The 14,591-nt window shown below is 66.5% G+C and carries 15 protein-coding genes and 1 pseudogene; 9 read left to right on the plus strand and 7 right to left on the minus strand.

Going from position 1 to position 14,591, the window contains the following annotated elements; genetic code table 11:
- Window positions 1–84 precede the first annotated feature (84 nt).
- From K8O92_27765 to K8O92_27775, 3 genes are all read left to right on the plus strand, one after another.
- Window positions 85–1,335, plus strand: coding sequence for an MFS transporter (locus K8O92_27765; protein ID UAK31533.1), 1,251 nt, complete (start codon window positions 85–87; stop codon window positions 1,333–1,335).
- A gap of 1,107 nt (window positions 1,336–2,442) precedes the next feature.
- Window positions 2,443–3,612 (plus strand): FAD-dependent monooxygenase, encoded by a 1,170-nt coding sequence (locus K8O92_27770; protein UAK31534.1) that lies wholly within the window; start codon window positions 2,443–2,445, stop codon window positions 3,610–3,612.
- A 501-nt stretch (window positions 3,613–4,113) separates the two neighbouring features.
- Window positions 4,114–4,875, plus strand: coding sequence for an AraC family transcriptional regulator (locus K8O92_27775; GenBank protein UAK31535.1), 762 nt, complete (start codon window positions 4,114–4,116; stop codon window positions 4,873–4,875).
- Here K8O92_27775 and K8O92_27780 read toward each other — a convergent pair.
- Both K8O92_27780 and K8O92_27785 read right to left on the minus strand, forming a co-directional pair.
- Entirely contained in the window at window positions 4,807–5,382 is a 576-nt protein-coding gene (locus K8O92_27780; protein UAK31536.1) for a dihydrofolate reductase family protein, read from the minus strand. The genes K8O92_27775 and K8O92_27780 overlap by 69 nt on opposite strands.
- Window positions 5,383–5,527: 145 nt before the next feature.
- Complete coding sequence (locus K8O92_27785) at window positions 5,528–6,157, minus strand: TetR/AcrR family transcriptional regulator (GenBank protein UAK31537.1); 630 nt, start codon at window positions 6,155–6,157, stop codon at window positions 5,528–5,530.
- 65 nt (window positions 6,158–6,222) lie between these two features.
- On the opposite strand from K8O92_27785, the gene K8O92_27790 reads away from it, so the two are divergent.
- From K8O92_27790 to K8O92_27815, 6 genes are all read left to right on the plus strand, one after another.
- The gene (locus tag K8O92_27790; protein ID UAK31538.1) at window positions 6,223–6,630 is read left to right on the plus strand and encodes a RidA family protein; all 408 of its coding nucleotides are present in this window, start codon (window positions 6,223–6,225) and stop codon (window positions 6,628–6,630) included.
- A 372-nt stretch (window positions 6,631–7,002) separates the two neighbouring features.
- Window positions 7,003–7,578: an EF-hand domain-containing protein gene (locus tag K8O92_27795; GenBank protein ID UAK31539.1), complete on the plus strand. Its 576-nt coding sequence runs from the start codon at window positions 7,003–7,005 to the stop codon at window positions 7,576–7,578.
- A 191-nt stretch (window positions 7,579–7,769) separates the two neighbouring features.
- Window positions 7,770–8,015: a hypothetical protein gene (locus K8O92_27800; protein ID UAK31540.1), complete on the plus strand. Its 246-nt coding sequence runs from the start codon at window positions 7,770–7,772 to the stop codon at window positions 8,013–8,015.
- Complete coding sequence (locus tag K8O92_27805; protein ID UAK31541.1) at window positions 8,012–8,947, plus strand: NAD(P)-dependent oxidoreductase; 936 nt, start codon at window positions 8,012–8,014, stop codon at window positions 8,945–8,947. The genes K8O92_27800 and K8O92_27805 overlap by 4 nt, the downstream gene beginning before the upstream one ends.
- Window positions 8,948–9,034: 87 nt before the next feature.
- Window positions 9,035–9,472, plus strand: a complete 438-nt coding sequence (locus K8O92_27810) for a MarR family transcriptional regulator (GenBank protein ID UAK31542.1) — start codon at window positions 9,035–9,037, stop codon at window positions 9,470–9,472.
- Entirely contained in the window at window positions 9,469–10,317 is an 849-nt protein-coding gene (locus K8O92_27815; protein ID UAK31543.1) for an alpha/beta hydrolase, read from the plus strand. Before K8O92_27810 ends, K8O92_27815 begins: the two co-directional genes overlap by 4 nt.
- On the opposite strand, the gene K8O92_27820 is transcribed toward K8O92_27815, so the two are convergent.
- The 5 genes and pseudogenes from K8O92_27820 to K8O92_27840 form a co-directional block, all read right to left on the minus strand.
- Window positions 10,273–11,346 carry a MerR family transcriptional regulator gene (locus K8O92_27820; protein UAK31544.1) on the minus strand — a complete coding sequence of 358 codons (1,074 nt, stop codon included), beginning with the start codon at window positions 11,344–11,346 and terminating at the stop codon, window positions 10,273–10,275. The genes K8O92_27815 and K8O92_27820 overlap by 45 nt on opposite strands.
- A gap of 13 nt (window positions 11,347–11,359) precedes the next feature.
- Window positions 11,360–12,025: a HEAT repeat domain-containing protein gene (locus K8O92_27825; protein UAK31545.1), complete on the minus strand. Its 666-nt coding sequence runs from the start codon at window positions 12,023–12,025 to the stop codon at window positions 11,360–11,362.
- Between the two features lie 284 nt (window positions 12,026–12,309).
- Window positions 12,310–12,620 (minus strand): annotated as a pseudogene (locus K8O92_27830) (hypothetical protein).
- Window positions 12,621–12,933: 313 nt separating this feature from the next.
- A complete protein-coding gene (locus tag K8O92_27835) occupies window positions 12,934–13,467 on the minus strand; it encodes a hypothetical protein (protein UAK35980.1) in 534 nt (177 codons plus the stop codon).
- 273 nt (window positions 13,468–13,740) lie between these two features.
- Window positions 13,741–14,523, minus strand: coding sequence for an SGNH/GDSL hydrolase family protein (locus K8O92_27840; GenBank protein ID UAK35981.1), 783 nt, complete (start codon window positions 14,521–14,523; stop codon window positions 13,741–13,743).
- Window positions 14,524–14,591 lie beyond the last annotated feature (68 nt).

Genomic DNA, 14,591 nt, shown 5'->3' on the forward strand with positions numbered 1-14,591 from the left:
AGATCTTTGGCACGCGATCGTTGTCGGAAGAGATCTGTCCGCTGGTGCCATCCCGGACCGGCTCGATGTCGGAGGTGCCCGCTGATGGTTACCGTCATTTCGGAGTCGCCGCGGGGCGGTCGTCTCGAACGATTGCCCGCCGGGGTGTATCTGCTGGCTTTCAGCCTGTTCGCGATGGGTAGCGCTGAGTTCCTGATGGCTGGGGTCCTGCCCGCGGTCGCCACCGACCTCGATGTCGCGCTCTCCTCGGCCGGAATGCTCATCACCGCGTTCGCATCGGGTGTCGTCGTCGGCGGGCCGCTTTTCGCCGTGATCAGCCTGCGCTGGCCGCGACGCACCGCCTTGGTGGTCACTCAGGTGGTCTTCGCTGTCAGCGTTGTCGTCGGTTTGCTGGGCAACTTCCCGGTGATGTTGCTGTCCAGGCTTGTTTCCGGCCTGGCCTATGCCGGCTTCTTCGCTGTAGCGTCGGTGACCGCGATCAGCTTGGTGACCACCGACCGCAATGCCCGCGCATCCGGCGTCGTGGTCAGCGGTCTCACCATCGCCATGATCGCCGGGGGCCCCTCGGGTACTCTGCTCAGTCACTTCACCGACTGGCGTGGCGGATTCTGGGCTGTCGCGGTGCTGACCCTCGTCGGAGCCATCACCTGCGTGCTCGGTCTCCCCGCCGGCAAGTCGGGCGCCGGCCCGGCGACGGGGACCAGCCTGTCGCGGGAGATCGCCACGATGCGCGAACCCTCCCTGTGGGGGTTATACGGGATCACCATCCTCACTACCGCGGCTTACATGATCTCGTTCAACTACCTTGCCGCCATACTCGCCGACATCACCGGCGTCCCCGAGGTCTGGATTCCGGCGATCCTCGCGCTCTTCGGAGCAGGCGCCTTCATCGGGCTTTCCATCGGCGGCCGGATCTCCGATCAGCGCCCGCACTTCGCGCTGATCATGGGGGTGGTCGGCGTAGTCACACTGTCTGTGGTCAGTGTCATCGTGGTCGAGCGGATCTGGGCAATGGTGGCCGCGGTGTTCCTGACCGGTATCGCGGCGTTCGTGCTCAATCCCGCGATATACGGTCGCGTCTTCACGATCGCAGCCGATGCGCCCACGATCGCGGGTGCCACAACGGTGTCAGCCTTCCAATTGGGCATCAGCATCACTCCCGTGCTGGCGGCGGCGACACTCACCCGCGGTGCCGCTCTCACGTCGGTGTACTGGTTCGGAGCCGTACTCGCCACCCTCGCCGTCCCGCTCATCCTCCTCGACCGAACGCGGCAGGCCCGAGCCACGCCGACGCGCGAGGGTGACTCGCAGACCACGCAGCGTCCGGCGTCCTGATCAGTCCACGCCATCGCCGGCTGGAACGTGGTCAGCGGCGGACCAAGCGCTTGACCTGGTCGTTTGTGTAGGAGATCGCTGAGAGGCAGCGGACCGGCTGCCCCTCAGTCAATTTTCATCGAGCGGATTGGAGACAGTCCGTTCTGGCCCAGCCCCGCTGTCAACTCCGTCGCTGCATACCCCGGCTTGCGCTTCGCCTGGCCATTGGAACAGTGATGTACAAAGGACTTGGCAAAAAGCCGAGCCGGGTATGCCCTGACGAGCGCGTCCATGAAAGACGGGTGTCCGTTCCATGTGAACGTTGCGTTTGGCTAATTCGTTGGCCTGCGATCCGAAATCTGGACGATGTTTCGTTTCCCGGTTTTCCGGATCCAGTTGCCGATTATGTGATCTTCCCTGCCGCCGCCGTCCGCGGCTCATCCGAGCCGGACGGCCGCCGTCGCGGGCTCCCTTCACCGCCGGCTACCGTCGCCACGGAGTACACGGGTATCCTCGGATTAGGCCGCGTGGGAAATGTGGCGAGCAATATATATTAGTCAACGCGGCGGCTTCTGGAGTCCGCCGAAAACGCGTAGACTTCGAGCAGGTCGGGACTGTATCTGGAGCCCTATCATGTTCGAGAGAAAGAATTCACACACGAAGTTGGCCCGGTTGGCGGCCGCCGCCGGTATGGCCGCAGTTGCTGCGATTCCGGTCGTCGCAGCCGCGGCGCAAGCGCCTACCGCGCAAGCAACGACGCCCACGTCCGCAACCCAACTCGTCGACAGCCCCGGCTGGGGTAACAGCCCAGGTTGGGGTTGGGGTCGAGGCCAAGGCTGGGGTCGCGGCCCCGGTTGGGGTGACGGGCGCGGTTGGGGTAATGGCCCTGGTTGGGGATGGAATCCCGGCTGGGGGAATTGGTGGAACCCACCCGGCTGGGGTGGCTGGGGCGGCTGGGGCAGCTTCTAGCGCCGGTGATCGAGCCCGGACACGCACAGCGTGCCGGGCTCGGTTGCATCGAGGACCGATCATGTGAAGCCAGGTTCGACCGACCGTGCTGCAGTTGGTGACGAGATGAAGATCGTGTGTATCGGTGGTGGGCCGGCCGGCTTGTACTTCGCTATCTCGATGAAACGGCGCGACCCAGCCCATGACATCACGGTGATCGACCGCGATCCCCCCGGGTCCACCTATGGCTGGGGCGTCGTGTATTGGGACGACCTGCTCGACATTCTGTATCGGAATGACCCCGACAGCGCCCAGGCGGTGCGTGCCGGGTCCGTCGTCTGGCGTGAACAGGCAATCCACGTGCGCGACAACCAGACCGCGCACTTCGGGGGCTACGGATTCAGCATGGGACGGGCGGCATTGCTCGACGTACTTTCCCGACGGGCGAGCGACCTGGGCGTCGATGTCCAGCACGGGCGAGAGGTCCACGATCTGTCCGGCTTCGACGACACCGATCTCATCGTCGCCTCCGACGGCGCGAACAGCCGGGTACGGCAGCTGGGTGATCATCGTTTCGGCACGTCGGTCACCTTCGGCGAGAACCGGTATCTCTGGCTCGGTACGGACAAGGTCTTCACCCGATTCACCTTCGCCTTCGAACACACCGCGGCCGGTTGGATCTGGTTCCATGCCTACCCGTCGGTCGCCGAAAAGATCAGCACCTGCATCGTCGAGTGCCAACCGCAGACTTGGCATGGACTGGGATTCGATTCGTTGGACAACCTGGAGAACCTGCGTGTCTTGGAGAACATATTCACGCGCCTTCTCGACGGTCACTCGTTGCTCAGCAAGACACGAGGCGAGTTCGCTAGGTGGAGCCGATTTTCCGAGGTAACCAACAAGACCTGGTATCACGACAACGTGGTGCTGCTCGGCGACGCAGCGCACACCACGCACTTCACCATCGGTTCGGGCACCCGGTTGGCGATCATCGACGCCGTCGTCCTCGCACAGAACCTGTACGAGCATGCCGAGGTAGCCGACGCGCTGGAGAACTACGATGCGCAGCGGCGCGCTGCACTGCGCCCGATACAGGCCGCCGCCCGTTCCAGCATGGCCTGGTTCGAACACGCCGACCGGTACCTCGACCGCAGCGCCGTGCAGTTCGCCTATGCGATGGCGGCTCGACACGGGCTGCAAATGCCGTGGCGATATCAGCTACACCTGCTCACGCAGGTATCCGCTGTGCGCAAGATCCGGCGTGGCATCGACTCCGGACAGCGGTGGTGGCGCGCTGCCCGACGGGGGGAACTCGCGATGGCACAGCCGCCGGGGGTGCCTGGCCGGTGACTCGTCCGGTCCGGCTCATCCGAGGAACATCGCGCCCAGACCCACGCCGCAGAACCTCACCAGCCGCCGCAGCGCGGGCCGAGTTCGGCCCACACCGTTTTGCCGCCGTCGTGGTAGTCGACACCCCAGCAGGTTGCGAGCTGGTCGACCAGGAGCAACCCGCGCCCGCCGGTGTGATCGGGCCGACGGATCCGCGCCGGCGCGGGCGAGCGGCTCGAGCAGACGCCGCACCTCCGCCCGGACCTGCCTCAACGGCACGACCCCGAGGTCCAACTCGACAACACCGCGGTCCACGGATCGACCGGCGTGTGCCGGATTCAATATCGAAACGCCCACCCTGCACCCCTCCTCTCACTCGCCCAGTGCCCCGACCTCCGCGGGGACAGCCGTTACTTCGGCGACATACCCCCGCTAGACCCCCGAAAACCGCCGAGAAACCACACATCGGGACCGTCACAGAACGCTTCAGGTGCGGCCCTGTCCTCGGATTAGGATGCCGCCGTGGGATTGCTGTTCGAGACACGTGCGTCGGATTCGCCGTGGATCGCGTCGGTGTGGACCTGCCGGAGCGAGCAGGTCGCTGAGATGACCGCTGTGGCGACCGAGACCTGGGGGCTGGTCTTCTGGGAACAGGAAGGCACAGCGTACGCGTGCGTCACCGGTCCCGAGAGCCGCACCAGCACTGCCCCTGTGCCTGAAGGCGCGACCTTTGTCGGTATCCAGTTCGCGGTCGGCACGTCCCTTCGCGCGGTGGCCGCTCCTTCCCTGCTCGACAGCGGGATCGTCTTGCCCGAGGTGACCGCCCGGACCTTCTGGCTCGACGGTGCTCGCTGGGAGACGCCGCACCCGGACGATGCCGAGGCGCTCGTCGACCGACTCGTCCGAGGCGGAGTCGTAATCCACGATCGCTTGGTAACGGAGGCTCTGCGGGGCCACCGTCCAGCGGTTTCCGATCGGACGCTCGAGCGCCGCTTCCGAGCGGCGACGGGCCTCACCCGAGGCGCGGTGCGGCAAATCGCGCGCGTCCGCACCGCGGCGGCACTGCTGAGCTCAGGTGAGGCCGACAGCGATGTCGTCGGCCTGCTCGGGTATTACGACGAACCCCATCTTGCCCGCGCGCTGCGACGGTACGTCGGGCGCACGGCACGGCAGCTGCGCGGGGGCGTGGGCGGTGCGATCGCGCTCGATCCCGCTTCAGCGAACGACTTTGTAGACGAGTTTGGCCACTCCGTTCGAGTAGGTCGCCGACTCCTCGAGGCGTAGCTGCTGCTTGTCCCGGTCGGCGGTGCTGAACAGGCTTTTGCCCGCCCCCAGCAGCACCGGGAACACGAGCAGGTTGTACCGGTCGATCAGATCGGCGTCCGACAGGCGCCTGGCCAGTTCGGCGCTGCCGTGGATGAAGATCGCGCCGCCGTCGCCCTGCTTCAGTTCGGCGACATCCTCGATCGACCGCAGGATCGTGATCGGACCCCATCCGTCGATCAGGGCGTCGTCGGTGAGGCTGGTCGAGACGATGTACTTGGGGAGTTCCTTGTATGCGACATGATCTTCCGAAGCGGGCCACATCGGGGCGAACGCCTCGTAGCTGCGTCGGCCGAACATCAGCGCTGTGGTCTCGGCGAGTTCCTCCGCCTTGAGCGAGTAGGCCTCGGGCACGAACTCGGTGTCCATCACCCAGCCGCCGCTGCGATGTCCCTCGACCGCGCCGCCTGGCGAGTCGACTACTCCGTCGAGCGACATGAAGCCCGTGTAGACCAGTTCGCGTGTCACAAAATCCTCCAGAGAACGGACGGCGGAGATCGCCGGTGGTCAGTTGATACCGGCTCGGAGCCTACGGGCGGAGAGCTCTGCGGTCTTGGACGAAACCGACACCCACGCCACTCGCGGCATCGACCGCATCGCCGCCTTCCTCCCGTCAGCGGGAGTCATTCCGGGGGTGGCTCGGGGTCCAGCCGAGTTCGACTGACCGGCGGCAGGTGTCGGGGTCGTCGCCGCAGCTGGTGAAAAGAGCGGTGAGCATGGGTGCGCCGTAATCGAGCGCTTCGCGCGGTAAGGGGCCGGTTGCCACGAGGGACACCAGTCCATGGCCGATGGCCCAACTCTGGGTAGCGAGAGCCTGGGGGTCGACGTCGGAGCGGAACCGTCCGATGGTTTTCGCCCGTTCGACGGCGCGCACCAGGCAGTGCAGGGTTTCGTCGGCGGCGGCGGGGTCTTCCAGTGCGAAGTCGGCGTCGAACATGACCCGGTAGAGGTCCGGACCGGCAAGGGCGTTGGAGAGGTACGCGGCCCCGAGGGCGGCGAGGTCTCGGACCGGGTCCGCCGTCAGGGTGACCGCGTTGAGCTCGGCCGCCAGGCGAGTGAACCCTTCCTGGCGCATCGCCTGCCACAGGCCCTCCATCCCCCCGAAGTAGGTGTAGACGGCCATGGTCGACAAACCGGTTCCCGCGACGACCGATCGCAGAGTGATCGGTTCCCGGGCTCGAAGCATGCGCGCCGCCCGCTCGATCAGCTGGGTGCGGACCGCCGGATCTTTCGTTCTGACCACGGCACCACATTACATAGCGATGCTATGTTCAGAATCGTCGATCTTGCGTGAGTGAGGAGGGCGTTATGGCCGTGGAAATGGTCAACCCGGACGGATTGCCGAAACCCGAGGTGTACCGGCAGTTATCGATCGCCACCGGCTCGAGGCTGGTGTTCCTGGCCGGGCAGGTGGCCCGCGACGCTACCGGAAAGCCCGTCGGCGAGGGAGATCTGGCCGCACAGGTCGAGCAGGCCTATCTCAATGTCGGTACGGCCATGGCCGGGATCGGCGGATCGTTCGATGATGTGGCGAAACTGACCATCTATGTAGTCGACTGGTCCCCCGACAAGATGCCGTTGCTCGGCGAAGGCGTGGCCAGGGCGGCCGCGAAGTTGGGTGTCGATCCAGTCAAACCGATCACCCTGCTGGGGGTCGCTGCGCTGGGTGAGCCCGACCTGCTGGTGGAGGTCGAGGCCACCGCTGTTATCGACTGACATGCCACGCACCGCAGGGCGACGTCGGCGGCGGTGAGTCTGCTCGCCGTGCGGAGTTCGAGGCTCCCTCCGAAGCCGGAGAAGACCAGCCCGAGGATCGGATGCCGAGATCGCTTGCCGCTGCGGCCATTACCGTCTGCGGCAGTTGCCACTTCGCCTTGAACAGGTACCCGGTTCCCGCGCGGCGGGAGACCACAACAGGGCGGCCAGGCGCGCCTGATTCAATGATGTCCGTCCGTAGACCACGGTCCCACCGGCGAGAGTCGATCACGAAATGTCCACCGGGAAAACGGTTTCGTGGCGTGGCGCGGTCGGAATCAGCGGAGAATTCCGCTGGTGGCCGACCGGCCACGGTGGCGATGATGGACTCGAGTGGACGGGACAGGCATGGAGATCAGCGAGTTCTTGACGCGCAAGTTGGAACGGCGGTTCGAGACGTTCGATTTCGACGGAGACGGCCGGATCGAGCGCAGCGATTTCGAGAGTTCGGCGCGCGCGGTGGCCGCGGAGTTCGGCCACGAACCGGATTCGCCTGCCGCGCACCAGTTGCTGCAACTGAGCTTGCAGCTGTGGGGCCGCCTGGCATCGGTGGGCGATGTGGACATCGACGGATCGGTCGATCTCGCCGAGTACAAGCAGGCTTTCGCGGAAGGCCTGCTGGTGACCGAGGAATCATTCGACCAGGGCTATCGACCGTTCCTCTCGGCGATCATGGCGATCGCCGACGGCGACGGCGACGGCAAACTGAATGCCGAGGACTACGCCCGCTGGACGGGGGCGCTCATGCACCTGCCTGCCGGCGATGCCCGCGAAATCCACCGCAGGCTCGACACCGACGGCGACGGCTTCGTCACCACCGAGGATCTGCTGCAAGCCATCCACGACTATTACTTCGACGAGAACCCGGAAGGTGTCGGCAGCTGGTTGCTCGGCAAACTTCGCGGCTGACGGCAATTCTCGCCGATCGCCGTCGCCTTCACGTCGTCGATCGGACCGACCGAATCGCGCGGCTTCATCCGCGTTCGCCGCCTCCGGACGCGGGTATGTTGCTCAGATCACACGCGAGGCCCCATCACACCCCGACGGCCCGTCTCGTCTCCAGTTCGGTACCGCGTTCGCGGCCTTAGAAGGAGGCAACCATGAATCGTTCGGTCACCGTCGTCACCCTTGTGGCAGCGGCATCGATGCTGGGTATCGGGATCTGGTGCCGCATCGACCCGGCTGGTTTCGCCGAATGGGCCAACTGGCCGGAGCACGAGCATTTCCTGCACGACGCGGGCGTCTTCCAGATCGGGATCGGGCTGATGATGATCGCGCCTCGTCATCCGCCTGCGGGAACTGCGCACGCGGAATTCAGCCGCCACGGTCTCGAGGTGAAACCATGAGGATCCTGCTCGCCGGCGCGACCGGAACGATCAGCTCCGCTTTGATCCCTCTGTTGCGGTCGGCCGGCCATACCGTGCTCGGCCTCACCCGAACAGCCGCCGGCGGCCATCGCCTCGCCGAGTCCGGTGTTCGTCCGGTGGTCGCGGACATCCTGGACGCCGCTGCGCTACGCAACGCCGTCGCGGGTCTGCGTGCGGACGCGGTGGTCCACCAGGCCACCGCGCTCACCAGGACACCGACCCGGCATCGGGACCTGTACGCCACCGACGAACTGCGTGACAAGGGCACGCGCAATCTGCTGCGGGCGGCGGAAACCGTCGGCGCCCGGCAATTCGTGACACAGTCGTTCTTCCTCGGCTACGGCTGGTGCGACCACGGCCCGGCTCCGCTCAGCGAGGATCATCCTTTCGCGCCCCTCGGTCACGGCCCATTCGAGACCCATATGCGCTCACTGCGCTCCAACGAGGAACAGGTGCTCGGATACGGAGGTATCGCACTGCGCTACGGCTTGTTCTACGGGCCGGAACCGGCCACCTTCGGGATGATGGACAGCCTCCGCCGCCGCAGGCTGCCGGTGCCGCGCGAACCCGGGACCCTGCACCCGATACACATCGCCGACGCCGCTTCCGCGACCCTCGCGGCCTTGGCACGTGGCCGGCCAGGCGAGGCGTACAACATCGCCGACCGGGAGCCGGTCGATATGGGCGACTACCTCGATGCTCTCGCGGCCGTGGCCGATGCCCCGCCGCCACGCCGCATCCCCGGGTGGCTGCTACGAGCGACACCTTATCTGCACGCCCTGCTGGTGAGCAGTCGCATCCGACTGGACACCGCCAAAGCCGAACGCGAACTCGGCTGGTCCCCCGCCTACCCGACGTATCGGGAGGGCCTGCCCCCTCTCGGTGCCGCGCACGCGCCGAACGAACGCTGAATCCAGCACCCCGCGTCACTGCTCGACGATTGCCCGACCGAATCGAACGAGCAATCGATTTGCATTGCTAAGTTAGCATGCTAAGTTATGGAGGTGGAACCGACTCTGAGCTTCGACCTGCACGTGCTCACCGCCCGTCTGGATCGAGCGGCGGACCGCATTCTGCGAGCCGAGCACGGCGTGTCCTACAGCCGCTTTCTGGCATTGACGTTCGTGGGCGAGTTGGGAGCCTCGACGCAGCGGACTCTTGCCGACCGGCTCGGTGTGACGGAACCGTCGGTCAGTCGCATGGCGGCGGTCCTCTCCGCCGACGGGCTGCTCGACGTGCGCCCCGACCCGGGAGGCGGACGAAGCCGCCGGCTCAGTCTCACCGGCAAAGGGCAGGAGCTGGTAGCCGCGGCCCAGCGCGGCCTCGAAGAGCGGTTGGCGGCAGTCGTCGCCGAAAGCGGCGTGCCCTACGACGAATACGCGCGGCACACCGCGCGATTGCTGGCCACCTTCGAGCGCTTGGAGTCCCTCACATGAATGCCGACGTACCGGTCACACCGGCCATGCAGCGCTCGGTCGTCTCGACAGACGGCACACCGATCGGCTACCGAACCATGGGCAGCGGGCCGGGAGTGATCGTGATCGGCGGCTCACTGTTCACCGCGCAGGACTATCTACCGTTGGCATCGGCACTGGCCGAGTCCTGCACGGTGCATCTCCTCGAACGACGCGGACGCGGCGCGAGCGGGCCACTCGGGGAGGACTACCTCTTGCGAAAGGAAGTGGACGACGTGCTCGCCGTGCACGCTGAAACCGGCGCGCGGCTGGCGTTCGGACACAGCTATGGCGGACTCGTCGTTCTCGAGACGGAACGGTCGTCACCGGTGTTCGACCGCGTCGTGCTCTACGAGCCGGGGGTACCCGGCGGCCAGGTAGCCACCGGATGGATGGCCCCCTACCGTGAGCGGCTGGCCGCGGGCGGCCCCTACGCCGCCTTCGCCTACTTCATCCAGGGATCCGGTGGCGCGCCGGGATTCGTTGCCAGGCTGCCCCACTGGTATCTGCGCACCGCGTTACGCATCGGACTCCGCGGGCGGCGATGGCAGCGAATGCGGCCGCTGCTCGCAGCCAACCTGGCCGAACACGAGCAATTGGCCGCGCAGCACGACCGGCTGCACGAGTTCGCCGACCTCACCACCGCGACCTTGATCCTTCGCGGAACTCGCACGCCGTCGACAACGCGTACAGAACTCGACGTCCTTGCCCGCACACTCCCCCACGCCACCGTCGACACCATCGACGGACTCGACCACTTCGGACCGGAGGGCAAGTCGGGATCAATCGTTGCGGAACGGGCGGCGGGCTTCCTCCTCGAACGTTGAGAGACGTCCGAGCGAATCTGTGAACTCGATTTCGGGCGGTCTCGAGCGCAGAATCGCGGAGGCGGTCGCCGCGATCGTCCGGTCGTCGTCGGCAGTCAGCGCTATGAGGGCTTCCCGTGCCGCGGTGCCCGCAACCTCGGCGAGCGCCTGCGTGATCCGCAGACGTGTCGGGGCGTCGACAGTGTTGTCGAGCCGGTCCCGCATCGCCCGGACGATGTCGTCGGCACAGGCCGCGTCCTGCGCCAACAATCCCAGCATCTCGGCGGCCTCGACATCGGACCGCCCCTCGACGACCATCTCGAGCAGGGCAGGCATCGCCTCGGCGACACGCCGGGAGCCCAGAGCCAGGGCAGCGCGGTCTCGCACCGTCGCGTCGCGGTCGTCCAGAGCCCTCCTCAGCAGCATCGTCGCCTCCGCGGCGGGCACTGCCGCTATCGCGACAGTCGCCCGCCGCCGGACCTCGACCGCCCCCGAATCCAGACCGACGGCCAGGTCCTTCAACCCCTCACCGGCCGCCCTCGCCAACGACCACCGCAGCGCTCCGGCGACATTCGGGTCGTCCTCCGACAGCGCCGCCTCGACCAGGGCTTCGACCGGCAGCGACGTGCGCTCGTTCTGCGACAGCACCGCTTGCTGACGGCGGGCTCCGGACTCCGATTCCAGCGCGTGCAACAACGTGACGATGCCAAGGACGTCCCCCCACTGCGCGGGCGCGGCCGCGTCGACGCGCTCGAGCTTCCTGAGCAGTTCCTCCTCGGACGCGATCCGCGCTCGCGTGTGCCGGATGAGCTCTCCCACCAATTCGGCCGGAGCGAAACCGGGTTCGTCCAGCGCCCGCTTGGCTTCGTTCAGCGACAGCCCGAGAGTCCTGAGGCACTCGACGTGGAAGAGGCGACGGATGTCGTCGGCGGAGTATTCACGGTAACCACCGGATGTGCGGAGCGTCGGTTTCACCAGACCCAACGCGTCGTAGTGGCGCAGCATGCGGGTGCTGACGCCGGAACGCCGCGAAACCTCACCGATCAACATCCATCGTCTCCTTTTATACGTCCGGACCGGTCGCGGCGACGCGCTTGGCCATTTCCACCGAGAGGGTGAACCCGCTGTCGGGGTCACGACGCAGCCCCTCGGTGGCCTCCGCATGCGCGCGAACGCGTGGATCCGGATTCGCCATCGCGGCAACCAGAACCGGCGCGGCGGCCTCTCCGAGCGCCGCCAGTGCGCGGCTCAGACTGAGCTGCACATCGTGGTCACCCCGTCCGAGCGCGGTCGCCATATCGGCGGCGAGCTCGCCCTCCTCGCCGGGCGCAACGAGCACCACGCCGGCCCGCCAGGCGCTTTGCGCGACCTCGTCGTGTTCGTCGTGCAGCAGTCTCGACACCGCGGGCCAGGCACTCCGATCGCCGATCTTCGACAGGGTGTGCAGCGCCTGACTGCGGGCCTGGGCGATGCCGGACCCGAGTTCGGCGAGCAGCCTCGGTACCGTGATCTCGGGGGGCAACCGGCACAACGCCCAGGTCAGCATGTCCCGGACGAAGAAATCCGGTTCGACGGCACACCGGGCGACGAGGATCTCCACGAGACGGGGATCGCCCAGCGTGCCTGCCGATAGCGCCGCCCGCAGCCGAGCCGACGAATCAGTGTCGGCGAGAGCGTCGACAAGGCGAGCATCCGGCTCGCCGTGGTTGGTTGTATTCACGACAACCACCTCCTTCGTCGACCACTCAAGTCCTTGTCACAGTGTCAGGGTCAAGCCGTGGAGTCACGCCGAGCCGCGCCGATCCGTCGCGCCGCGCCGATCCGGTTCCGAACGGGCGCGTGGCTCGGTGCGCTCGCGCGGGGATGGACGACGCTTCGGGTGCGAGAGCACCCCTCGGGGAGCTCGGTGTCATGGGGCCACGCCGAGTGCGTCGGGACAATTCGAGCGCGGCCCGGCAGAGCTATCGGCGGGCGTTGAGCCGGGCGGCCTGGCGCGGCAGGTCATCTCGGAGGTCACTCCGTGATGGGCGGCGCGGTCAGGAACGGCCGCGCCTCGAGTCACTCACCATCCAGCCGCCGACGAGGTCCAGGGTCTCGGCGAAAGGGCCGTCGGTGACCGGCGGTCGGCCCTCGCCTTCGCACCGGACTGACATGTCCTCGGGGGCGAGCGTCTGACTGTCGACGTACTCGCGGTCTCCTCGAGCCGGGCCGCGAAGTCGCGCATGTATTGCATGTGAGCCGAGAACTCCTGCGGCGTCCACTGGTCCATGGGCACGTCGTCGACCGCAGCCGGGGCAGTGCTCGAGCAGCAAGTACTTCGCCATTGTGGTCGCATTCGTGTCAGGGGCGGAGCCCCTCCCGAGTTCTCGACCTCACCATCCGGATTTCTCGGTTCTCGTCGACGAATCGGGCGGAGCCGACTGTGGTGACCGGCTCCGCGATTCATTTTCTGATGGAAGCGTTCGAGAATTCCGCGCTTGTTCGTCTGTCGGCGGCACCGGACACAATGATCACCGCACTGCTCGCGTACTGCGATCGGGCCGTCGACCGAACGACCATTTCGCATGGCGAAGCCGAGCGGGTTCGTGGCCCGCTCGGCCGTGTCGACTATCTTGATTCGGTTCTTCCCGATATCGATCAGAACGGGGTGAAGAAGAAGCCGAACCAGGCACCTACCGCAGCACCGACCGCGCAGCCGATGACGGCGCCGACGACGAAGAACCAGATTCCGATGGCGATGCCGATCGCGCAGCCGATCGCCGCACCCAGCAAGGCGCCACCGAGCAGGGCATCGTGCATCAGGCCCTGCACCTCGGGTGTGACCGCGGCGGGTGACGGTGTGCCACCTGCCGGCGTCATCGTCAGCGTCCTACCCGACGGGTCGAGCGACGGTGTGACGCTGAAGTTCTGGCCGGTCTCCATACGCAGTGTCGTCGGGATCGTTCCGACAATCGCACCGTCGTCCGCGACCACGTTGACCGCGTCCGGCGTTACTTCGAATCTGCCGGAAGCGAGATCGACGACTGCGCTGCGGTGATCAGCCGCCAGAGTTGTCGTGTAGGCGATAGGCCCATCCACCCCGTTCATCGTGAGGTTTGCCAGGGTGCCCTCACCGTGTGCCGTTGCCATGGCAATGCCCGTTGACGCGATGGCCATCAGGGCGGTCGCCACTAATTTCTTGAATATCATCGGGAGTCCAATCATCGGGACCGATATGTGTTGGATTCCCCCCGGGCGGGCGACGTTGACCGTCAGGTATGATATTTACTCCTCAACTTGTTCTATGTCGATAGGTATCCGGTAGGGAGAATTTTTCGTACTTCAGGTCGAATATTCTCTCCACCTTTCCCCCTTCTTCTATAACAAGTCAGAACGCTCCGCAGCATTCTGTTATCTATCCGAAGCAGCATTCTGTTATCTATCCGCAGCGTCCGGGGACCGTGTTCACCGGTCCGTGGTCGCGGCAGTCGCAGCGGCCGTGCGGTCGCAAACCGGCAGCAGGTCGGGGCGTTTGGCGGTACGGCCGTCGCCGGAAGACCGCCCGGTCAGCCGTCGCCCCAGCCAAGGGCCGAGGAAAGTCGCCGCCCAGCGCAGCTCGTTCGCCGCCACGGCCAACACACCGCGCTCGGGCAGCGCCGGTTGCAACGGGCTGGTCCAACGGTCGTCGGCGCCGGGCAGCCGCAGCGCGTGGGCGAGAGCGTCGGCGATGCGTTGATGGCCGATCGGGCTCGCGTGCAGCCGATCGGGGCTCCACAGGCGGGGATCGGTGACGACGGCGTGGGGGGTCGTTTCGGCGACGATGACGCCGTGCCGTTGGGCGCATGCGCGGATGCGATGGTTGAGTGCGATGACCCGGCCGCCGATCGGACGCACCAGCGGGGTGATGCGCGTGACGTCGGGGAAGGTCAGCGTGGCCACCACGGCGCCGTGGGCGGTGAGCGCCGCGAACATGGCATCGAGGTGTCCGGCGACCTCGTCGGCGTCGAATCCCGGGCGCAGCAGGTCGTTGATTCCGGCGACCACGGTGACCAGGTCCGGCCGTAATGCGAGGGCGGCCCCGAGCTGTTCTGCGTGGACCTGTCGAGCGAGTTTGCCGCGAACGGCGAGGTTGGCGTAGCGCAAATCCGGATTGATCGCGGCGAGCAGTTCGGCGAAGCGATCGGCCAGACCACGTAAGCCGCCTTGGTCGTCGCGATCGCCGACGCCTTCGGTCTGGCTGTCGCCCATGGCGACGTATCGCGAGTAGGTCGCGGCAGTGCTCGAGCCGGCGTTGCCCGCGCCGATGACCGTCGCGT

Origin of the sequence: Nocardia asteroides, assembly GCA_019930625.1 — a bacterium.
GTDB lineage: Bacteria > Actinomycetota > Actinomycetes > Mycobacteriales > Mycobacteriaceae > Nocardia > Nocardia sputi.

Coding starts and splice junctions, on each gene's coding strand:
- K8O92_27765 (UAK31533.1), top strand. CDS start 85: ATGGTTACCGTCATTTCGGAGTCGCCGCGGGGCGGTCGTCTCGAACGA.
- K8O92_27840 (UAK35981.1), bottom strand. CDS start 14,523: ATGGGCGACAGCCAGACCGAAGGCGTCGGCGATCGCGACGACCAAGGC.
- K8O92_27805 (UAK31541.1), top strand. CDS start 8,012: ATGAGGATCCTGCTCGCCGGCGCGACCGGAACGATCAGCTCCGCTTTG.
- K8O92_27800 (UAK31540.1), top strand. CDS start 7,770: ATGAATCGTTCGGTCACCGTCGTCACCCTTGTGGCAGCGGCATCGATG.
- K8O92_27770 (UAK31534.1), top strand. CDS start 2,443: ATGAAACGGCGCGACCCAGCCCATGACATCACGGTGATCGACCGCGAT.
- K8O92_27790 (UAK31538.1), top strand. CDS start 6,223: ATGGCCGTGGAAATGGTCAACCCGGACGGATTGCCGAAACCCGAGGTG.
- K8O92_27820 (UAK31544.1), bottom strand. CDS start 11,346: ATGTTGATCGGTGAGGTTTCGCGGCGTTCCGGCGTCAGCACCCGCATG.
- K8O92_27815 (UAK31543.1), top strand. CDS start 9,469: ATGAATGCCGACGTACCGGTCACACCGGCCATGCAGCGCTCGGTCGTC.
- K8O92_27810 (UAK31542.1), top strand. CDS start 9,035: ATGGAGGTGGAACCGACTCTGAGCTTCGACCTGCACGTGCTCACCGCC.